Annotated in this window: 30 protein-coding genes; all 30 read right to left on the reverse strand. The window is 48.6% G+C overall.

Annotated elements, in window-relative coordinates:
• Nucleotides 1–11: 11 nt before the first annotated feature.
• The 30 genes from A1s21148_RS05975 to fusA all read right to left on the reverse strand — a co-directional run bounded on the left by A1s21148_RS05975 (nucleotide 12) and on the right by fusA (nucleotide 20186).
• Nucleotides 12–1175, reverse strand: a complete 1164-nt coding sequence (locus A1s21148_RS05975) for an MFS transporter (RefSeq protein ID WP_095671514.1) — start codon at nucleotides 1173–1175, stop codon at nucleotides 12–14.
• Nucleotides 1176–2672, reverse strand: coding sequence for a tripartite tricarboxylate transporter permease (locus tag A1s21148_RS05980; protein ID WP_095671515.1), 1497 nt, complete (start codon nucleotides 2670–2672; stop codon nucleotides 1176–1178). It abuts the gene before it with no gap.
• Nucleotides 2669–3157 (reverse strand): tripartite tricarboxylate transporter TctB family protein, encoded by a 489-nt coding sequence (locus tag A1s21148_RS05985; RefSeq protein WP_095671516.1) that lies wholly within the window; start codon nucleotides 3155–3157, stop codon nucleotides 2669–2671. Before A1s21148_RS05985 ends, A1s21148_RS05980 begins: the two co-directional genes overlap by 4 nt.
• 6 nt (nucleotides 3158–3163) lie before the next feature.
• On the reverse strand, nucleotides 3164–4285 hold the full coding sequence (locus tag A1s21148_RS05990; protein ID WP_095671517.1) for a Bug family tripartite tricarboxylate transporter substrate binding protein: 1122 nt from the start codon (nucleotides 4283–4285) through the stop codon (nucleotides 3164–3166).
• A 142-nt stretch (nucleotides 4286–4427) separates the two neighbouring features.
• Nucleotides 4428–5240, reverse strand: coding sequence for a type I methionyl aminopeptidase (gene map / locus A1s21148_RS05995; RefSeq protein WP_095671518.1), 813 nt, complete (start codon nucleotides 5238–5240; stop codon nucleotides 4428–4430).
• Nucleotides 5241–5256: 16 nt separating this feature from the next.
• The gene (locus A1s21148_RS06000; protein ID WP_095671519.1) at nucleotides 5257–5889 is read right to left on the reverse strand and encodes an adenylate kinase; all 633 of its coding nucleotides are present in this window, start codon (nucleotides 5887–5889) and stop codon (nucleotides 5257–5259) included.
• Nucleotides 5889–7184, reverse strand: a complete 1296-nt coding sequence (gene secY, locus A1s21148_RS06005; RefSeq protein WP_095671520.1) for a preprotein translocase subunit SecY — start codon at nucleotides 7182–7184, stop codon at nucleotides 5889–5891. Before secY ends, A1s21148_RS06000 begins: the two co-directional genes overlap by 1 nt.
• Nucleotides 7185–7238: 54 nt before the next feature.
• On the reverse strand, nucleotides 7239–7679 hold the full coding sequence (rplO, locus tag A1s21148_RS06010; protein WP_095671521.1) for a 50S ribosomal protein L15: 441 nt from the start codon (nucleotides 7677–7679) through the stop codon (nucleotides 7239–7241).
• 2 nt (nucleotides 7680–7681) lie between these two features.
• On the reverse strand, nucleotides 7682–7864 hold the full coding sequence (gene rpmD / locus A1s21148_RS06015; RefSeq protein ID WP_095526899.1) for a 50S ribosomal protein L30: 183 nt from the start codon (nucleotides 7862–7864) through the stop codon (nucleotides 7682–7684).
• The gene (rpsE, locus tag A1s21148_RS06020; protein ID WP_095671522.1) at nucleotides 7864–8505 is read right to left on the reverse strand and encodes a 30S ribosomal protein S5; all 642 of its coding nucleotides are present in this window, start codon (nucleotides 8503–8505) and stop codon (nucleotides 7864–7866) included. Before rpsE ends, rpmD begins: the two co-directional genes overlap by 1 nt.
• Nucleotides 8505–8882, reverse strand: coding sequence for a 50S ribosomal protein L18 (gene rplR, locus A1s21148_RS06025; RefSeq protein WP_095671523.1), 378 nt, complete (start codon nucleotides 8880–8882; stop codon nucleotides 8505–8507). The genes rpsE and rplR overlap by 1 nt, the downstream gene beginning before the upstream one ends.
• Complete coding sequence (gene rplF / locus A1s21148_RS06030) at nucleotides 8882–9421, reverse strand: 50S ribosomal protein L6 (protein WP_095671524.1); 540 nt, start codon at nucleotides 9419–9421, stop codon at nucleotides 8882–8884. Before rplF ends, rplR begins: the two co-directional genes overlap by 1 nt.
• Before the next feature lie 6 nt (nucleotides 9422–9427).
• The gene (rpsH, locus tag A1s21148_RS06035; protein WP_095671525.1) at nucleotides 9428–9832 is read right to left on the reverse strand and encodes a 30S ribosomal protein S8; all 405 of its coding nucleotides are present in this window, start codon (nucleotides 9830–9832) and stop codon (nucleotides 9428–9430) included.
• A 107-nt stretch (nucleotides 9833–9939) separates the two neighbouring features.
• Entirely contained in the window at nucleotides 9940–10125 is a 186-nt protein-coding gene (locus A1s21148_RS06040; protein ID WP_095526894.1) for a type Z 30S ribosomal protein S14, read from the reverse strand.
• Between the two features lie 2 nt (nucleotides 10126–10127).
• Entirely contained in the window at nucleotides 10128–10685 is a 558-nt protein-coding gene (gene rplE / locus A1s21148_RS06045) for a 50S ribosomal protein L5 (RefSeq protein ID WP_095671526.1), read from the reverse strand.
• Nucleotides 10685–10996, reverse strand: coding sequence for a 50S ribosomal protein L24 (gene rplX / locus A1s21148_RS06050; RefSeq protein ID WP_095671527.1), 312 nt, complete (start codon nucleotides 10994–10996; stop codon nucleotides 10685–10687). The genes rplE and rplX overlap by 1 nt, the downstream gene beginning before the upstream one ends.
• Nucleotides 10997–10998: 2 nt before the next feature.
• The gene (rplN, locus tag A1s21148_RS06055; protein WP_095526891.1) at nucleotides 10999–11367 is read right to left on the reverse strand and encodes a 50S ribosomal protein L14; all 369 of its coding nucleotides are present in this window, start codon (nucleotides 11365–11367) and stop codon (nucleotides 10999–11001) included.
• 15 nt (nucleotides 11368–11382) lie between these two features.
• Nucleotides 11383–11646 (reverse strand): 30S ribosomal protein S17, encoded by a 264-nt coding sequence (gene rpsQ, locus A1s21148_RS06060; protein WP_095671528.1) that lies wholly within the window; start codon nucleotides 11644–11646, stop codon nucleotides 11383–11385.
• Entirely contained in the window at nucleotides 11646–11858 is a 213-nt protein-coding gene (rpmC, locus tag A1s21148_RS06065; RefSeq protein ID WP_095671529.1) for a 50S ribosomal protein L29, read from the reverse strand. Before rpmC ends, rpsQ begins: the two co-directional genes overlap by 1 nt.
• Before the next feature lies 1 nt (nucleotide 11859).
• Entirely contained in the window at nucleotides 11860–12273 is a 414-nt protein-coding gene (gene rplP / locus A1s21148_RS06070) for a 50S ribosomal protein L16 (protein WP_095671530.1), read from the reverse strand.
• Complete coding sequence (rpsC, locus tag A1s21148_RS06075; RefSeq protein ID WP_095671531.1) at nucleotides 12274–13068, reverse strand: 30S ribosomal protein S3; 795 nt, start codon at nucleotides 13066–13068, stop codon at nucleotides 12274–12276.
• Nucleotides 13068–13529: a 50S ribosomal protein L22 gene (gene rplV / locus A1s21148_RS06080; RefSeq protein WP_420022006.1), complete on the reverse strand. Its 462-nt coding sequence runs from the start codon at nucleotides 13527–13529 to the stop codon at nucleotides 13068–13070. Before rplV ends, rpsC begins: the two co-directional genes overlap by 1 nt.
• Nucleotides 13522–13803: a 30S ribosomal protein S19 gene (gene rpsS / locus A1s21148_RS06085; RefSeq protein ID WP_095671533.1), complete on the reverse strand. Its 282-nt coding sequence runs from the start codon at nucleotides 13801–13803 to the stop codon at nucleotides 13522–13524. The genes rplV and rpsS overlap by 8 nt, the downstream gene beginning before the upstream one ends.
• 12 nt (nucleotides 13804–13815) lie before the next feature.
• On the reverse strand, nucleotides 13816–14649 hold the full coding sequence (gene rplB / locus A1s21148_RS06090; protein ID WP_095671534.1) for a 50S ribosomal protein L2: 834 nt from the start codon (nucleotides 14647–14649) through the stop codon (nucleotides 13816–13818).
• Between the two features lie 40 nt (nucleotides 14650–14689).
• Nucleotides 14690–14983, reverse strand: coding sequence for a 50S ribosomal protein L23 (gene rplW, locus A1s21148_RS06095; protein WP_095671535.1), 294 nt, complete (start codon nucleotides 14981–14983; stop codon nucleotides 14690–14692).
• Nucleotides 14980–15663 (reverse strand): 50S ribosomal protein L4, encoded by a 684-nt coding sequence (rplD, locus tag A1s21148_RS06100; protein ID WP_095671536.1) that lies wholly within the window; start codon nucleotides 15661–15663, stop codon nucleotides 14980–14982. The genes rplW and rplD overlap by 4 nt, the downstream gene beginning before the upstream one ends.
• 2 nt (nucleotides 15664–15665) lie before the next feature.
• Nucleotides 15666–16364 (reverse strand): 50S ribosomal protein L3, encoded by a 699-nt coding sequence (gene rplC, locus A1s21148_RS06105; RefSeq protein ID WP_095671537.1) that lies wholly within the window; start codon nucleotides 16362–16364, stop codon nucleotides 15666–15668.
• A 16-nt stretch (nucleotides 16365–16380) separates the two neighbouring features.
• Nucleotides 16381–16689, reverse strand: a complete 309-nt coding sequence (gene rpsJ, locus A1s21148_RS06110; RefSeq protein WP_017955300.1) for a 30S ribosomal protein S10 — start codon at nucleotides 16687–16689, stop codon at nucleotides 16381–16383.
• A 129-nt stretch (nucleotides 16690–16818) separates the two neighbouring features.
• Nucleotides 16819–18012: an elongation factor Tu gene (gene tuf, locus A1s21148_RS06115; protein WP_095671538.1), complete on the reverse strand. Its 1194-nt coding sequence runs from the start codon at nucleotides 18010–18012 to the stop codon at nucleotides 16819–16821.
• Between the two features lie 62 nt (nucleotides 18013–18074).
• The gene (gene fusA, locus A1s21148_RS06120; protein WP_095671539.1) at nucleotides 18075–20186 is read right to left on the reverse strand and encodes an elongation factor G; all 2112 of its coding nucleotides are present in this window, start codon (nucleotides 20184–20186) and stop codon (nucleotides 18075–18077) included.
• Between the last annotated feature and the right edge of the window lie 14 nt (nucleotides 20187–20200).

Below are 20200 nucleotides of genomic sequence, written 5' to 3' on the forward strand. Positions count from 1 at the left end.
TGAGAGGAAGGTTACCTGCTTGCTGCACCAAAGAGCGAGGTCGCCAGCAATACTGATAGCCCGATAAATACTCCGCTTGCGCCAGCCGATGCGGCGAGTGCGCCTGCGGCGGCCGGTACTAAAAATTGTCCAAAGCGATTACCCATTAAGCGCGCTGAGACGGCTAGCGCTCGTTCATTAGCGGCAGTCTTTTGTGAAACCAAGGACATTGTTAACGGTTGGCCAATTCCAAGTGAAAATCCTGCGATAAAGACAATGGCGCCAAGAGTTAGTGGTGTTTTTGCAAAAGCCATACCTGCACAAGCAATAACAGAGACTGTGGTGCTGACCATCAACAATTGATACGTAGAAAAACGTGCGCTTAGCCGGCCGAGGAAGAAGCGAGAGATCATCGTTGTACCGGCACGAATGGCCAGAATGATTCCGATCGCATAGGGAGAGAAATTATTCTCTGTGCCGAAGAGCGGTAAGAAAACAACAAGAACATCGGCAACTGACGAGATAGCTAGTGAGACATAGATTGCAGCCAAAATGCCAGGCTTCTTTAGTAGCGCAATCGCTGCGGTATAGGTGCCTTCATCAGATTTAGCTTCAACGCTTGGCTTCTCCTTGCGCCATCTGATAACCGGCACTAGTGCAACCACACAAAGAACAAAGCCTAAAAGAAAAGCGTTAGATGTTGATTTAGGAAGTGTTCCATCGGAACCCGCAACAAGTGCAGCCACTAGCGGTCCAATTAAATGTCCAAGAGATGCGCTAAATGTGTAGTAGCCAAAGTATCTGTCGTAATTTTCGCGAGGTGCCCGAAGTGCAACCATAGATTGGCCACCCACCATACAAGCCAGATGCGATATGCCAGCAAAGGCGGTTGCGATTGCGAGAGTAAAGACCGAGTTAGCAAAGATTAGGGCTACGGCTGTTAGCGCCATGGAAATAGTTCCGGCGATTATGAACTTACCTTCACCGATCTTTCCTACTAATCGGCCAAATTGCAGCGCCAATAAAACCGGAAAGAGTGCGTAGAGCGCGGCAACTACACCGATTTCATAAGTGCTGGCATCTAATTCAATCGCTCGATAGGTAATCATCGGGCGAAGAACGTAGATCGTGGCCTGAGTAAGGGTAGAACTCAATAAGAGCGGACGCGCCCACGGCAAAAGTTTTTGGGACGCCATTTACTTCTTTAGTGCAAGCTTCTTCTTAAAGTTCCAGATCATCGGACCGATAATCACAATAAGGAGGATTACGTAGAGGATTTTTGACATTGGAGTTGCATATAGCGCGCTAAGTTCGCCACCGCTGATCTGCAGCGCACGACGCATCTGAAGCTCAGCCATCGGCCCAAGAATTAGTCCAATAATTAGCGGTGTAATTGGAACTCCAAAACGGCGGAAGGCAAAACCGATTACACCAACACCCAGCGCGATCCAGAGATCAAAGATTGCATTGTTCGCAACGTACGCGCCCATCAATGCGAAGGCGGTGATTCCGGAGAAGAGATAAGGGCGTGGAATATTTAGAAGTTTTGCCCAGACGCGCACTAGCGGCAGATTAAGCGCCAGGAGCAAGGTGTTTCCGATAAAGAGCGAAGCGATTAAGGTCCAGACGATTTCAGGGTTTGTTGTAAATAGCAGCGGACCAGGTTGAATGTTGTAAGTCTGAAGAGCGACCAGAATTACTGCAGCAGTTGCAGATGTTGGAAGTCCAAGTGCAAGAAGTGGAACAAGAGCACCAGCGGCATTTGCATTGTTAGCAGCCTCTGGGCCTGCTACGCCTTCAATGGCGCCATGACCAAACTCCTCTTTATTCTTCGATAAAGATTTCTCTGCCGCATAACTTAAAAATGTTGGGACTTCAGAGCCTCCGGCAGGGATAACGCCTAATGGAAAACCAATCGCTGTTCCGCGAAGCCAGGGGCGCCAAGAACGTTTGAAGTCTTGGCGAGACATAATCGCCTTGCCCTTCATCGGAATGATCGACCAACCAGTTGCCTTCGCGCGGCCTGCGATATACAAAGCCTCGCCAAGTGCAAATAGCGAAACGATTACAGTCACTGTTTCAATTCCATCGATTGCTTGCAGGCTTCCAAAAGTTAGGCGAACTGCGCCAGATTGCAGATCAGAACCAACCAAGCCAATAACTAGGCCTACGCCAAGGGATGCCATACCGCGCAACATTGAATTTCCTAAGAGCGTTCCGACCGTTGTAAAAGCGATCAACATCAGCGCAAAGAAATCTGCCGCCGTAACTTTAAAGGCCCACTCGGCAAGTGAGGGGGCGGTAAATGCCAAGATCGCAGTTGCGATTGTGCCTGCGATGAATGAACCAATAGCTGCAGTCGCAAGGGCAGAACCAGCGCGTCCACGCTTTGCCATTTGATGGCCTTCGAGCGCTGTTATTACTGAACCGGATTCACCAGGAGTATTTAATAAAATCGAAGTTGTCGATCCGCCATACATGGCGCCGTAGTAAATAGCAGCAAACATAATTAGCGCAGATGCCGGGCTAACTGAATAAGTAATTGGCAACAAGAGTGCGATAGCAAGTGCGGGTCCGATACCGGGAAGAACTCCGACCAGCGTTCCAAGGATTGTTCCGAGTAGACCGAAAAGTAGATTGTTTAGGGTAAGGGCTGAGGCGAAGCCCTCCATAAGCGAGTTAAAACTACTCATTCAAAGATCCCCAGGATTCCTGCTGGAAGGCCAACGTTTAGACCTTTAGAAAATGCAAAATAAACGATAAAAGAGAAGATGATCGAGATAAGTAAATTCTTAAGTAGATTTTTGGCACCGTATGCAAAGGCGACGCCAAAGAACACCACTGTGCTCGCGATGATAAATCCAGCACGCTCAATTAAAAGTGGGTAGGTCAACATTGAGCCGGCGACCATGGCTAAAGATTTAAAGTCTGTCTTTTCAACTATTTCGCCGAACTCGGTTCCTTCAGGTACGCCGAGATTTCCGCGGAAAATTTGTACAAATAAACCCAGAGAAATAAAAATGACAAAACCGCTTACTACGTAAGGAAAAATTTGCGGACCAACGGTTCCAGATCCCGGTGGAACTAACATCTTGGAAGTGTCGTATAGAACGACCAACCCAAGAATTAGGAGAGAGCCCGCAAAAGCGAGCTCTCCCCCAATCTTCTTAGATTTCAAGAGGACTTATGCCAAGCCAAGTGAAACTAGCGTGGTTGTGATGTCCTTCTTTTGTGATGCAAGGAATGCTTCGAAATCCTTGCCGTAATCTGTTTGGTTCTGCCAATCCTTAGCAACCAATGTTGCCTTCCAGGCATCTCCTGCACGAGTTACATCAACAGCCTTTAGCCAGTTAACGCGCTCTGCTTCGGTAAGTGCTGCTGGAGCAAGAATTCCGCGCCAGTTACCGAATGTGAAGTTGATTCCCTGCTGGATCAATGTCTGACCCTTGATTGACTTCAAACGTGATGGTGATGAAAGGGCTAGAACACGTAGCTTTCCGGCCTTTACAAATGAAGCGAATTCAGATGTACCTGAAACGCCAGCTACTGTCTGTCCGCTGAGTACAGAAGTTGTTACTTCTCCACCACCTGCGTATGGAACGTAGTTCATTTCAGTGGCTTTTCCGCCAGCTTTTTCAACTAGAAGACCCATGTAAACGTGGTCAACAGTTCCCTTTGATCCACCAGCGATAGGTAGCTTTGGATTTGCAACGATATCTGCGAGTAGTTGATTAATTGTCTTGTACTTAGAAGATGTAGGAACAACAATCGCTTCATATTCGCGCATCAATCCAGAGATTGCCTTTGAATCTGCTTGGTTTAGCTTTGACTTAGTTGAAGCAACGCCTGCAACCATCGCAAAACCTGTAATGAAAGCAAAATCTTTAGCCTTTTGATCTTGGAAGTATCCAAGACCTACAGTTCCGGATCCGCCTGACTTATAAGCAACTGTGTAATCGCTAAGCATGCCTTCTGCCTTCATAGCATCAGCAAATGCGATTGCAGTGGTGCCGTAACCGCCACCTACGCCAGATGAAGCAACCCACTCAAGCTTTGAGAGTGGGGTTACATCTTTGTACCACCATTTCAACTTGCCTTTTAGGGTTCCAGTTGAAACTACTAAACATGTTAGATCAGAGCCTTCGACTCCACGAGCCTTTGCTACGCGACCTGCGGTAATGCAGTCATCGCCAGCCTTTGCAATTGCTGCCGCTTTTGGTGCTGCTGTTGCTGTTGGAGCAACTGTTGCAAGTACTGAAAGCGCCAATGATGCAACGAGTGCACCGGCAAATTTCTTTTTTAACATCAAGACTCTCCTTTAAGAGTTAGCCCACGAGGGATGGGGTTTGAGAAAGGTTATGCGTTACTGGCTAGCCAGGTAAAGGGATTTTCATAACGATTTAATACTAATTTGTGAGGTCAGACACCTCAAAAAGAGATTATGAGCGTCAGGAAAGCAGGCTTGATATTTCAATGCCTAGAGAGGCTAACTTTGCCCGTCCCCCGTCAGCAGCCGTTAATACAAATGGCTTTCCATCTGGCAAAAGTGCAAATGAATGCTCGAAGTGGGCACCTCTAGATTTATCTTGAGATACAACCGTCCAGTCATCGCCTAAAACTTTTGTCTTATGTGTTCCGCGCGTAATCATCGGTTCAATTGCAAGTGCCATCCCGACAATTAACTCAGGACCATTTCCACCTTTTCCAAAGTTTAAAACATGTGGCTCTTGATGCATCTCGGTACCGATTCCGTGGCCACCGTACTCTTGCAGAATTCCGTACTTACCTTGCGAATCGATGTAATTTTCAATTGCTGCGCTGATATCAGTAAGGCGCGCACCTAATTTACCCGCGGCGATTCCGCGCCACATTGACTCTTCGCAGACATCCATAAGTTTTTGATCTTGTGCGTCAACGTTGCCGACTCCGACAGAAAATGCAGCATCGCCATGCCAACCATCGATGATTGCACCGCAATCGATTGAGACTAGATCACCATCGTTGATGAGGCGATCCCCAGGGATACCGTGAACGATTTCTTCATTTACTGAAACACAGATCGTTGCGGGAAAGCCGTGATAGTTAAGAAAGTTGGGGGTTGCACCGTTTCTTTTGATGCAGGCTGCTGCAACTGCATCGAGTGCGCTAGTTGTCATTCCTGGCTTAATCGCAGCTCGTATCGCTTGGTGAATTTCGGCGACTACTAAACCGGCGCGACGCATTACCTTTAATTGTTCAAGGGTTTTTATCTGGATCGCCATAAAAGTACTTTAGTTACTAGAGGCGACCGAGCGCAGTAATCGCATGCTCGGTGATTTCAGCAACGGTTCCTACTGCTGGGATAGTGATCAATAAACCTTCAGAGCGGTAGAAAGAGATGATTGGCGCGGTCTGCTCTTCATAGACCTCAAGGCGGCGTGCGATAACTTCTTCTTTATCGTCTTCACGCTGATAAAGATCGTTGCCATTGCAAGAAGCACAGTTTGTAGCTCCCGCTTCATTGGATGCACCGCATCCACGACAGGTACGACGAGAAGATAAACGCTTAATGATTTCATCAGATGCGATAGCAAGTTCTAAAGCTGCTTGCAACGGAGTCTTGGCCTCTGCAAGAAATGCACGAAGAACTTCAGCCTGTGCCACGTTGCGTGGATAGCCATCTAGAAGAAAACCATTGGCAACATCGTCATGGGTTAGACGATCTTTGACCATATCGTTGGTGACTGAATCGGGAACTAGTTCGCCGCGATCCATAAATGCTTTCGCTTGGTTTCCGAGTTCTGTTCCGGCCTTCAAATTAGCGCGGAAGATATCGCCAGTTGAAATATGCGGAATTGAATAGTGCGCAGATAGGAATTGAGCTTGTGTTCCTTTACCAGCACCTGGTGGTCCAACCAGGATTAAACGCATTAGCGCAAGAACCCCTCATATGAACGCTGTTGCAACTGGCTTTCGATCTGCTTTGCAGTATCAAGACCAACACCGACAACGATCAGGATCGCAGTTCCACCGAATGGGAAGTTCTGAGTTGCACCGAATACGATCAACGCACCGATTGGAATAATCGCAACGAGCGCGAGGTATAGCGCACCTGGCGCTGTAATGCGTGAGAGAACGTATTGCAGGTATTCAGAAGTTGGGCGACCGGCACGGATGCCTGGAATAAATCCGCCGTACTTCTTCATATTGTCTGCAACTTCATCTGGATTAAAGGTAATCGCTACATAGAAGTAGGTGAAGAAGATAATCAAAGCTGAATAAGCAGTTACATAAAAGACGTTATCGCCATTTACGAGGTTACGAGAAACCCATACCGCCCAAGCCGCTTGGCTATTGGTGAAGTTAACGATCAAAGATGGGATGTAGAGAAGTGATGAAGCGAAGATAACCGGGATAACGCCAGCCTGGTTTACCTTGATTGGAATATAAGTACTTGTTCCGCCGTAAGCCTGACGTCCAACCATGCGCTTTGCGTACTGCACAGGGATTCGGCGCTGTGCTTGTTCAACGAATACAACCGCTGCAACAACTGCAATACCGACCGCTAAAACAACGATAAATGCGAAGAGGCCCTTTTGAACGCGGATGCTCCAGAGTTGTCCAGGGAAGCTTGCTGCGATAGATGTGAAGATCAAGATAGACATACCGTTACCAATACCGCGATCAGTGATTAGCTCACCGAGCCACATGATTACAGATGTACCGGCTGTCATAACGATGATCATCGTTGCTATGCGCTGCCATGAAGTATCAGGAATGATCGCTTCATTACAGCCTGAGATCAAACGACCAGGTGTACGAGCAACTGCAACCAAACCTGTTGATTGAAGTACTGCTAAACCGATTGTTAGATAACGGGTGTATTGAGTTAACTTCGCAGTTCCAGATTGTCCCTCTTTCTTAAGAGTTTCAAAGCGTGGAATTACAACTGTAAGAAGTTGAATAATGATCGAGCTGGTGATGTAAGGCATGATGCCAAGTGCAAAGACAGAGAGCTGAATTAGCGCTCCACCTGAGAACAAGTTGATCAGACCGAAGAGACCACCTGTTTGAACTTGGTTAAGACATGTCTGAACTGCTGTGTATGAAACGCCAGGAGTTGGGACGACTGAACCGAAGCGGAACAGAGCCATGATTGAAAGAGTGAAGAAGATCTTCTTGCGCAGATCTGGTGTCTTAAAAGCCATTCCAAATGCTGAAAGCATCAATCTTCTCCCTCTATCAAATCAATGAAACTTTTATAAGTTTCTTTTTGAAACTTATAGAACTTTGGTTGAACCACCAGCGGCAGCGATCTTTTCGACTGCTGATGCTGAGAATGCATGTGCTGTTACAGATACCTTGACGGCGATATCGCCATTGCCAAGAACCTTTACAGGCAAGCTATCGCGTACTGCGCCCTTAGCAATTAGATCTGCAACTGTTACATCTCCACCCTTAGGGAAGAGATCGTTAATTGTTGCAACGTTAACTGCTTGGTACTCAATACGTGCTGGGTTCTTAAAGCCGCGAAGCTTAGGCAAACGCATAACCAACGGAAGCTGGCCACCCTCAAAACCTGGGCGAACAGTGTTACGTGCATGTGTTCCCTTGCCACCGCGACCGGCGGTCTTACCCTTTGATGCTTCACCGCGACCTTTACGGGTCTTAGCTTTCTTTGCACCTGGGGCTGGACGAAGGTGATGAAGTTTTAGCGTCATCTTTATTCGACCTCCTCAACCTTGATCAAGTGGCGTGCTGCGTACACCATGCCACGAATTTCTGGACGATCTTCTTTGACGACAACATCGTTGATGCGCTTTAGACCAAGTGAACGCAAGGTCTCGCGAATCTCAGGTTTGTTACCGACCTTAGATTTAATTTGAGTTACTTTTAAACGTGGCATTAGGCACCAACTGTCATCTGTGAAGCGCGGATAATTGCTGCAGGTGCAACATCTTCAAGTGGACGACCGCGACGAGCAGCGATTGCTGCTGGTGACTCAAGCATCTTCAACGCTGCAACAGTGGCGTGGACCATGTTGATTGCATTGTTCGAGCCGAGTGACTTGGTCAATACATCTGAGATGCCAGCACATTCGAGTACTGCACGAATTGGGCCACCGGCGATAACTCCGGTACCTGGGCTTGCTGGGCGAAGAAGAACTACGCCAGCTGCTGTTTCTCCTTGTACTGGGTGAGGAACAGTTCCTTGGATGCGTGGGACTACGAAGAATGACTTCTTTGCTTCTTCAACAGCCTTAGCGATCGCTTGTGGAACTTCCTTAGACTTTCCGTAACCAATACCGACTGTGCCATTGCCGTCGCCGACAACTACTAGTGCGGTGAATGAGAAACGACGTCCACCCTTAACAACTTTAGATACACGGTTGATAAAGACAACGCGCTCCATGTATGGAGACTTGTCCTTCTCACGATCGTCGCGACGTTCACGGCGTTCGCCATTTCCGCGGCCACGGCCTTTTTCAGAAACCTTGTCAGCGCCCTTGTTGTCTGGTGCAGTTGCGGTTGTTGGATTTTCAGCCATTAGAACTCCAATCCGTTCTCTCGTGCACTATCAGCAAGTGCTGCGATACGACCTGTGTACTTATTTCCTGCGCGGTCGAATACAACGGTAGAGATACCGGCATCCTTTCCACGCTTTGCGATCAACGCGCCAATCTCGCGAGACTTTGCAGTCTTATCGCCAGTTGACTTGCGGAAGGCTTCTTCCATTGTTGATGCGTAAGCCAAAGTCTTACCTTGTGTGTCATCAATGATCTGTACGAAGAGGTGACGCGCAGAGCGAGAAACGACTAGACGTGGACGCGCAGGAGTGCCAGAGACCTTCTTGCGGACACGGAAGTGACGACGGGCGCGAGCATTAGTAGCTGACCCCTTGCGGACTTTTACACCGATTGCCATTACTTCTTACCTGTCTTTCCTTGCTTACGGCGAACAACTTCGCCTGCCAAACGTAGGCCCTTGCCCTTATAAGGATCTGCTTTACGCAGTTTCTTAATCTTGGCTGCAACTTCACCAACGAGTTGCTTATCAATTCCGGTGATATGCAACTTAGTTGGAGATTCAACCTTGTAAGAAATTCCTTCTGGAGCTAGGAATGGAACTGGGTGGCTATATCCGAGCAAGAATTCGAGATCCTTACCCTTCTCAGCAACACGGTAACCAACACCGACGATGTCGATAGTTAGCGTGTAACCAGTTGTTACGCCGGTGACCATATTTGATACCAATGTGCGTGATAGGCCATGAAGTGAACGTGTAACGCGCTCTTCATTTGGACGAGCAACGGTGATAACACCATCTGCTTGTGAAACTTGAATTGGTTCAGCGACGTTTAGTGAAAGTGAACCCTTTGGTCCCTTAACTGAAACATTCTGACCTGCGATTGTTACTTCAACGCCAGCAGGAACAGCGATTGGCATACGACCGATACGTGACATATTCGATCACCATACGTAGGCGAGAACTTCTCCGCCTACACCCTGTTTGTTGGCTTGCTTATCAGTAAGCAATCCAGATGAAGTTGAAATGATTGCAACGCCGAGTCCACCAAGTACTTTTGGTAGAGCAGTTGACTTTGCGTAAACGCGAAGTCCTGGCTTGCTTACGCGGCGAAGACCGGCGATTGAACGCTCGCGGTTTGCACCGAACTTGAGGTCAAGAACTAGGTCCTTGCCAACACCGTTTGTTGCTGATTCAACGCGATAGCCTGCGATGAAACCCTCCTTTTGAAGGATCTCTGCAATGCGTGCTTTAACCGATGAAGACGGCATTGAAACCGAATCATGGTAAGCAGAGTTCGCGTTGCGCAGACGTGTCAACATGTCTGCGATCGGATCTGTCATTGTCATACGTGGCCTATGGCCTTTCTCGAAACAGTATCCAAGCAATTTGCCTGGACTTTCTTCGTTGTAGTTTTAACTAGCTTGCTCCGGTAAAAATGATGGCGCCATCATTTTTACCAAGAAGCCTTTGTAATACCTGGAAGTTCACCACGGTGCGCCATTTCACGGAAACAGACGCGGCAAATTCCAAACTTTTGATAGACAGAGTGCGGACGGCCGCAACGCTGACAACGTGTATAGCCACGAACCTTGAACTTAGGCTTGCGAGCAGCTTTAACCTTGAGTGATGTCTTTGCCATTCTTATGCCTCCCGGAAAGGAAAACCGAGCAACTTCAAGAGTGCGCGGCCTTCTTCGTCGTTCTTCGCTGTGGTTACAACAGTGATATCCATACCGCGTGGGCGATCGACCTTATCTTGTTCGATTTCTGGGAATACAACCTGCTCGGTTAGACCGAATGTGTAGTTGCCCTTGCCATCGAATTGCTTAGGTGAAAGTCCACGGAAGTCGCGGATACGTGGAAGAGAAATTGAGAGTAAGCGATCTGCGAACTCCCACATACGATCTCCACGCATTGTTACGTGTGCACCAATTGGCATACCTTCACGCAACTTGAACTGCGCGATTGATTTGCGTGACTTGGTTACTTGTGGCTTCTGGCCTGTGATGATTGCTAGATCGCGGACTGCGCCTTCGATTAGCTTAGAATCACGAGCAGCTTCGCCAACACCCATATTTACAACGATCTTTACGAGCGTTGGAACCTGCATTGGATTTTTATATCCAAATTGAGTCGTAAGTGCGCCAGCGATTTCGCTACGGTAACGAGCCTTTAAACGAACATCAGTCGTTGTTGACATTAGATGTCCTTTCCGGTGCGACGTGAGATGCGAACATTTTTGCCTTCTTCATCTTTACGAACGCCAAGGCGAGTTGCCTTGCCATCGCCATCGACGACCATGACATTTGAAATGTGGATTGTTGCTTCAGCAGTAACGATTCCGCCGACCTTGACGCCGCGTTCGGTTGTTGACTCTTTGGTGTGGCGCTGTACGCGGTTAACACCTTCAACAAGAATGCGGTTCTTATCAACATCGAGAACCTTGCCTGTAACGCCCTTGTTCTTGCCAGCGATTACGAGCACTGTGTCATCTTTCTTGATCTTCGCCATGGTTAGAGCACCTCCGGAGCGAGTGAAATGATCTTCATGAACTTCTTGTCGCGAAGTTCGCGAGCAACTGGTCCGAAGATACGAGTTCCGCGAGGTTCGCCATCTGCTTTAAGGATGACTGCTGCGTTCTCGTCAAATTTGATGTAAGAACCGTCTGGACGACGACGTTCTTTAACTGTACGAACGATGACAGCCTTTACGACTTCACCCTTCTTTACTTGTCCGCCAGGAATTGCATCCTTAACAGAACAGACGATGATGTCTCCGATACCGGCGTAACGACGGGAGGAGCCACCGAGAACACGAATACAGAGAAGCTCTTTGGCTCCTGTGTTATCCGCGACGCGTAGGCGCGATTCTTGTTGAATCATTTTTTATCCTGCCCCTTACTTAGCTTTCTCGATGATTGAAACTAGACGCCAGCGCTTTGATGCTGAAATTGGTCGTGTTTCCATGATCAAAACACGATCTCCAGTACCTGCGCTATTGGTCTCGTCGTGAGCCTTTAGCTTTGTTGAACGAGACATAACCTTTGAGTACATACCGTGCTTTACGCGGTTTGATACTTCAACGGTGATCGTCTTATCCATCTTGTCTGAAATGACAATGCCTTCACGTGTCTTGCGATCTGCGCGATTTTCGGTAGTCATTAGGCAGCGCCTCCGATTCCTAGTTCGCGTTCGCGGATAATTGTGTAAAGACGTGCGATCTCCTTGCGGACTGCTCCGAGGCGACCATGTGATTCGAGCTGACCAGTAGCAGCCTGGAAGCGCAGATTAAAGAGTTCCTCTTTAGCCTCACGCACCTTCGATGCTAATTCGTCATCGGTTAATTGGCGTAGTTCTTCATTAACGTTAGCCACTTTATGCCTCCTCACGCTTTACTACACGACACTTCATTGGAAGCTTATGAATCGCAAGACGCATAGCTTCAGTTGCAATCGCTTCTGTTACTCCAGAGATTTCAAACATGATGCGACCTGGCTTCACGTTTGCAATCCACCATTCAGGTGAACCTTTACCGGAACCCATACGAGTTTCAGCAGGCTTCTTTGTAATTGGACGATCTGGATAAATATTGATCCAAACTTTTCCACCGCGCTTGATATAGCGAGTCATCGCAATACGAGCAGCTTCGATCTGACGGTTGGTTACATATGCAGGCTCTAGAGCTTGGATACCGAAGTCACCGAATGCAACAGCTGTTCCGCCCTTTGATGCGCCTGAACGCGATGGGTGGTGCTGCTTACGGTGCTTGACCTTACGAGGAATTAACATTTACGCCTCGCCTCCTTCAGTTGCTGGTGCTGTTGCAACATCTGCTGGTGCAGTTTCAACCTGAGAGGTTGTTACTTCGGCACGTGGTGCACGTGGTGTGCGAGGTCCGCGACGTTCTGGCTTTGGAGCGCGTGCTTCTGCAAGCGCCTTTTCAGCGCGCTCTGCGCGTGAACCAATAACTTCACCCTTGTAGATCCAAACCTTTACACCCAAGCGACCGAATGTTGTTGCGGCTTCATAGAAACCGTAATCAATATCAGCGCGAAGTGTGTGCAATGGAACGCGACCTTCACGGTAGAACTCTGAACGTGACATTTCTGCGCCACCAAGACGACCACCGCACTGAACACGAATGCCCTGTGCTCCGGCCTTCATCGCTGACTGCATTGACTTCTTCATTGCGCGGCGGAAAGAAACGCGAGCAGCAAGCTGTTCTGCAATTCCTTGTGCAACAAGTTGCGCATCAATCTCTGGGTTCTTAACTTCGAGAATGTTTAGCTGTACTTGCTTTCCGGTTAGCTTCTCAAGCTTCTGACGAAGTACGTCAGCTTCTTGTCCGCGACGACCAATGACGATGCCAGGACGCGCAGTATGTAGATCGATACGGACGCGATCGCGAGTACGTTCGATCTCAATGCGAGATACGCCTGCGCGCTCCATACCTTTCTGCATCATGCGACGGATTTCGACATCTTCCTTGACGTAATCCTTGTAAAGCTTGTCTGCATACCAACGTGACTTGAATTCAGTTGTGATGCCCAGGCGGAACCCGTGTGGGTTAACTTTTTGACCCATTACTTGGTCGCTCCCTTCGCTGAATCATCAGCACGCTTTGGATTACGTGTCTGAGTCTTTGTTGATGTACGTGAAATTGATTTGCTAGTTGCCTTTACATCGCTAACTGCAACTGAGATATGGCTTGAGCGCTTCAAGATACGGAAACCGCGACCTTGTGCACGTGGGCGGAAACGCTTCATTGTGCGTCCTTCGTCCACGAGAGCTTCAACAACCCAGAGTTCAGATGCATCGCGAATTGCAGGGTTTTTAGCCTTTGCATTTGCAACAGCAGAGTTAAGGAGTGTGTAGACATCTGAACCTGCAGCCTGTGGCGCAAACTTCAGAACGTTAAGTGCTTCATCTGCACGCATTCCACGAACCAAGTCGACAACGCGACGAGCCTTCTGTGGTGTGTGGCGGATGTCGCGCAAAATTGCGCGAGCGATCAAAGTATCTGCTTGAGGAGTTGTATTAGCCACGAGCTGCTCTCCGATCATCTTTAACGTGTCCACGGAATGTACGAGTTGGTGCGAATTCACCAAGCTTGTGTCCGATCATTGCGTCAGTTACGAAAACCGGAACGTGCTTGCGGCCATCGTGTACTGCGATTGTGTGTCCGATCATTGAAGGAATAATCATTGAGCGGCGTGACCAGGTCTTGATCACGTTCTTAGTGTTGGCATCGTTCTGTGCATCCACCTTCTTGGTGAGATGTCCATCAACGAATGGACCCTTCTTGAGACTTCTTGGCATAAGGGTTCTCTCCTACCGCTTCTTGTTCGACTTGCGACGACGGACGATCATGGAATCAGATGCTTTCTTCTTACGGGTACGTGCTTCTGGCTTACCCCAAGGTGAAACTGGGTGACGTCCACCAGAAGTCTTACCTTCACCACCACCGTGTGGGTGATCGACAGGGTTCATAACAACACCACGAACAGTTGGGCGAATACCTAACCAACGCTTGCGGCCAGCTTTTCCGTAGTTGATGTTGGATTGTTCTGCGTTTCCAACTTCACCAACAGTTGCGCGGCAACGAACATCTACGTTACGGATTTCGCCAGAAGGCATGCGAAGTTGTGCGTATGGACCTTCTTTTGCAACGAGCTGTACAGATGCACCTGCTGAACGACCAATCTTTGCTCCTCCACCTGGGCGAAGTTCGATTGCGTGAACAGTTGTACCTACTGGGATGTTACGTAGAGGCAAGTTGTTTCCAGGTTTGATATCGGCCTTTGGACCGTTCTCAACTGTTGCACCTTGCTCAAGTTTATTTGGAGCGATGATGTAACGCTTTTCTCCATCTGCGTAGTGAAGAAGTGCGATACGCGCTGTGCGGTTTGGGTCGTATTCAATGTGTGCGACCTTCGCTGGAATTCCATCCTTATCGTTACGGACGAAATCGATCAGACGGTATGCACGCTTGTGTCCTCCACCTTGGTGGCGAACTGTGATGCGACCTTGATTGTTACGGCCACCCTTTGAGTGGATTGGACGTACCAATGACTTTTCAGGAGTTGTGCGTGTGATTTCAGCGAAATCAGGAACGCTTGCGCCGCGTTGACCGGGGGTCGTTGGCTTGAGTTTGCGAAGTGCCATGATGATCCTTTTCTAGAAATCCCTATTCGTAAGGTTGCCCTTAGGAAACGGGACCTCCGAAGATGTCGATACGGTCGCCAGCGGCCACATGAACGATTGCTCGCTTTGTGTCTTTGCGCTTTCCATCACCAAAACGTGTGCGCTTGTTCTTTCCGATGCGGTTCATAGTGTTAACACTGATGACCTTGACTCCGAAAACTTTCTCGACTGCGATCTTGATCTCAGTCTTGTTGGCATCTGGAGCAACAATGAATGTGTACTTGTTCTCATCTAGCAATCCGTAGCTCTTTTCAGAAACTACTGGCGCTAGCAAGACGTCGCGGTGATCTTTCATGCTGTTACCTCGCTTTCACGTGCAACAGATTTAACAGACTTACCGGCTGCCTTTGCTGTGCTCTTTGCCTTAAGGAAATCGTTGATCGCTGCTTCTGAGAAGACAACGTCATCGCTCTTCAAGATGTCGTATGCGTTTAGCTGATCAGGAACTAGAAGGTGTAGATCATCAGCGTTGCGAAGTGAACGCCATGCAGCGTCTTCGTTACGTGAGACAACAACCAAAAGGTTCTTGCGTGTTGAGAACTGACGAACTGCTGCAAGCGCTGCCTTTGTTGAAGGAGCCGCTGTTACAGAGTCGATAACGTGGATACGTTCGTTGCGCTGACGATCAGAGAGGACGCCGCGAAGTGCTTGTGCGATCATCTTCTTTGGTGTGCGCTGGAAGTAAGAACGTGGACGAACAGCATGTGCTGCACCACCACCGCGTTGCAAAGGAGCGCGGATCGAACCCTGACGAGCGCGGCCGGTTCCCTTCTGCTTAAACGGCTTCTTACCTGAACCAGAAGTTTCACCACGGTTCTTAGCCTTTTGAGTTCCTTGACGTGCAGCAGCAAGTTGCGCTGTCACGACTTGGTGGATCAAAGGAATATTTGTCTGCGCATCAAAGATGTCAGATGGAAGATCAACGCTTCCAACTTTCTTTCCTTCTGCGTTCTTTACTTCAACGGTAAGCGCCATGGTTATGCACCAACCTTTCCTGATGCTGTTTCAAAGATTGCTTTCTTTGCAGCAGAGCGGATAAAGACCAATGCGCCATCAGGACCTGGAACTGAACCCTTGATGAGTAGCAAGTTGTTTTCTGCATCAACTGATTGAACTAACAAGTTCTGTGTTGTGACTTTCTCTGCACCCATACGGCCCATCATGCGCATTCCCTTGAAAACGCGACCTGGTGTAGAGCAGGCACCGATTGAACCTGGCATACGGTGCTTACGATCAACACCGTGAGATGAACCAAGACCACCGAAACCGTGGCGCTTCATAACACCAGCAGTTCCTTTACCTGTGCTTGTGCCAGTTGCATCAACGATGTCACCAGCAGCGAAAGTAGTTGCGCCGATTTCTTGGCCAACTGTGTATTCAGCAGCTGACAGTGTGCGCAGTTCTGCAACGGAGCGACGAGGAGTGACGCCTGCCTTTGCATAGTGGCCTGTTAGCGGCTTTGAAATTTTCTTTGGATCGATTGCACCGTAAGCAAGCTGCACGGCTGAGTAGCCATCCTTTTCAGGTGTGCGAATTTGCGTTACAACACATGATTCAACTGAAACTACAGTTACAGGAATCATCTTGTTGTTGGCATCGAAAACTTGTGTCATTCCGAGCTTCTTACCGAGGACGCCCTTAATGGACGAGCCGGCAGATTGAGTTGTATATGTCATGTTTCTCGTCCTTTCCTTAGAGCTTGATCTCGATGTCGACGCCAGCTGGCAAGTCGAGACGCATCAATGAATCAACAGTCTTAGGTGTTGGGTCGATGATGTCGATTAGGCGCTTATGTGTGCGCATCTCGAAGTGTTCGCGGCTGTCCTTATACTTGTGAGGAGAGCGAATCACGCAATACGTGTTCTTCTCTGTTGGTAGCGGCACTGGACCCGCGACCGTTGCACCTGTGCGCTCAACTGTTTCAACGATTTTCTTCGCTGAAGAGTCAATCACCTCATGGTCATAGGCCTTGAGTCGAATGCGGATCTTTTGTCCCGCCATGTCGTTCTCCTCTTTCGTTTTTACTACTAGTTAATTTTTAGTTTTCAAGCTTTTACTTCTTTTAAAACTTTCCCTGTTTTTGCGCCGGCGGGTTTAACGCCGCCGGCGCATCAACAACGGATTTTTTGTTTACTTCTTGATCTTTGTAACGCGACCTGCACCTACTGTGCGGCCACCTTCGCGGATCGCAAAGCGAAGTCCTTCTTCCATAGCGATTGGTTGAATTAGCTGTACAGCCATTTCAGTGTTATCGCCAGGCATAACCATTTCGGTGCCTTCTGGAAGTGTTACTACGCCAGTTACGTCAGTTGTACGGAAGTAGAACTGTGGACGGTAGTTGTTAAAGAATGGAGTGTGACGACCGCCTTCATCCTTTGAAAGGATGTATGCAGATGCATCGAACTCTGTGTGAGGTGTGATTGAGCCAGGCTTGCAAACAACCTGACCACGCTCTACATCTTCACGCTTTAGTCCACGAAGAAGAAGACCGACGTTCTCGCCAGCCTGACCTTCGTCGAGCAACTTACGGAACATTTCAACGCCTGTAACTGTTGTCTTCTGAGCTTCAGTGCGGATACCAACGATTTCAACTTCTTCGTTGACCTTTACAACGCCGCGCTCGATACGACCGGTGATAACTGTTCCACGACCTGTGATTGTGAAAACGTCTTCAACTGGCATAAGGAATGGCTTGTCGATTTCGCGTGCTGGCTGTGGGATGAATGCATCTACTGCATCCATGAGCTCCATCAACTTATCTGCCCACTTCTGGTCACCCTCAAGTGCCTTAAGTGCTGAGATGCGAACGATTGGAGTGTCATCGCCTGGGAACTCGTACTTAGATAGAAGTTCGCGAACTTCCATTTCAACGAGTTCAAGAATTTCTTCGTCATCGACCATATCTGACTTGTTAAGAGCAACAACGATTGATGGAACGCCAACTTGGCGAGCAAGAAGAACGTGCTCTTTAGTCTGTGGCATTGGACCATCTGTTGCAGCTACTACGAGAATTGCGCCGTCCATCTGTGCAGCACCAGTGATCATGTTCTTGATGTAGTCAGCGTGGCCTGGGCAGTCAACGTGTGCGTAGTGACGCTTTTCAGTCTGGTATTCGATGTGTGCAATAGAGATCGTGATACCGCGTTGACGCTCTTCTGGCGCCTTATCGATATCAGAGAATGCTGTTGCAGCGTTAAGGTCTGGGAACTTGTCATGAAGCACCTTGGAGATCGCAGCAGTAAGAGTTGTCTTACCGTGATCGATGTGGCCAATGGTGCCGATGTTTACGTGCGGCTTAGTGCGCTCGAACTTGGCTTTTGCCATTTTGTTTCCTCTTTCGTTTTTCTAGTGCTAGTTATTAGGGGTTGTGCTTTGTTTAGGGAGTTTTATTCGCCACGAACTTTTGCGATGATTTCTTTCATCACATTGCCTGGAACTTCGGCATAAGAATCGAATTCCATGCTGTAGCTCGCGCGACCTTGTGTTCTGGAGCGGAGATCTCCGACATAGCCGAACATCTCTGACAACGGAACTAGCGCCCTAACAACGCGGGCACCTGACCGCTCATCCATGGCCTGAATTTGGCCACGACGACTGTTGATGTCGCCGATGACATCACCCATGAAGTCTTCAGGGGTAACAACTTCGACGCGCATCACTGGTTCGAGAATTGCAGGATCAGCAAGTTTTGCTGCTTCCTTAAACGCTGCGATACCAGCCACCTTGAAAGCGAGCTCCGATGAGTCAACATCGTGATACGCGCCGTCAAGAAGAGTTACTCGTACATCTGTAAGTGGATAGCCAGCAAGAGGACCTGCGGTCATTGCTTCACGGCAACCTGCATCAACTGAAGGGATGTACTCGCGTGGAACGCGACCACCAGTGATCTTGTTTACGAACTCGTAACCGCCTTCAACTTCACCAGTTGGAAGTGGCTCGATTGCGATCTGAATCTTTGCGAACTGACCTGAACCACCGGTCTGCTTCTTATGTGTGTAGTCGTGACGTGCAACTGGCTTACGAAGAGTTTCGCGGTAAGCAACCTGTGGCTTACCAACGTTTGCTTCAACCTTAAATTCGCGACGCATACGGTCTACGAGAATTTCAAGGTGGAGCTCGCCCATACCAGCGATGATTGTCTGGCCGGTTTCTTCGTCAGTGTTGACGTGGAAAGTTGGATCTTCTTCAGATAGACGCTGGATCGCGACGCCGAGTTTTTCTTGGTCGCCCTTGGTCTTTGGTTCGATAGCAACAGAGATAACTGGCGCTGGGAAGTCCATTGACTCGAGGATTACTGGCTTTGCAGGATCGCAAAGTGTTTCGCCTGTTGTTGTGTCCTTAAGTCCCATAACCGCAACGATCATGCCCGCGCCAACGTTGTCGCGTTCTTCGCGCTTGTTAGCGTGCATTTGGTAGATCTTGCCGATGCGCTCTTTGCGATCTTTTGTTGAGTTAAGAATTGTTGAACCAGTCTCAAGTACACCTGAGTACACGCGGATAAATGTGAGCTTTCCAAGGTGTGGATCAGTCATGATCTTGAATGCAAGCGCTGAGAAAGGCTCGTCATTCTTTGGAAGACGCTTCATTTCCTTCTCTTTATCGTTCATGTCGGTACCGACGATTGCATCGATATCTAGTGGCGATGGAAGGTAACGAGTTACTGCATCGAGCATTGGCTGAACGCCCTTGTTCTTAAATGCAGAACCAGTAAGAACTGGTGAAAGCTTGGCAGCGATTGTTGCGCGACGGATACCTGCGATTAGCTCTGCCTCTGAGAGATCTTCGCCTGCGAGGTACTTCTCCATTACGACATCGTCATTTTCTGCGAGAGTTTCGATCATCTCGTGACGAGCTTGCTTTGACTTCTCCAACATATCTGCTGGAATTTCTTCAATTGTGTAATCTTCACCCTTTTTGGTTTCGCCGCGCCATACAAGGGCCTTCATTGCTAGAAGATCGACAACGCCAATGAAATCTGATTCGTTTCCGATTGGAAGCTGTAGAACTAGAGCAACTGCATTTAGGCGATCCTTGATCATGCCTACGCACTTATCGAATGAAGCGCCTGTACGGTCTAGCTTGTTAATGAAACAAATACGTGGAACTGAGTAACGGTCTGCTTGACGCCAAACTGTTTCAGATTGTGGTTCAACACCGGCAACGCCATCGAATACAGCAACTGCGCCATCGAGAACACGGAGTGAACGCTCTACTTCAACTGTGAAGTCAACGTGGCCAGGTGTATCGATGATGTTGATGAGATGGTCTTTCCACATACATGTGGTTGCAGCAGAGGTGATCGTGATACCGCGCTCTTGCTCTTGTTCCATCCAGTCCATCGTTGCTGCACCTTCGTGCACTTCACCGATCTTGTATGAGATACCTGTATAGAAAAGGATGCGCTCAGTAGTAGTGGTTTTGCCCGCGTCGATGTGAGCCATGATTCCGATATTGCGAACCGTAGCTAGATCGATCTTTTCTACTGTTGACGTTGCCAATTAATTATCCTCTT

The organism is Candidatus Planktophila lacus, assembly GCF_002287925.1.
GTDB classification, from domain to species: domain Bacteria; phylum Actinomycetota; class Actinomycetes; order Nanopelagicales; family Nanopelagicaceae; genus Planktophila; species Planktophila lacus.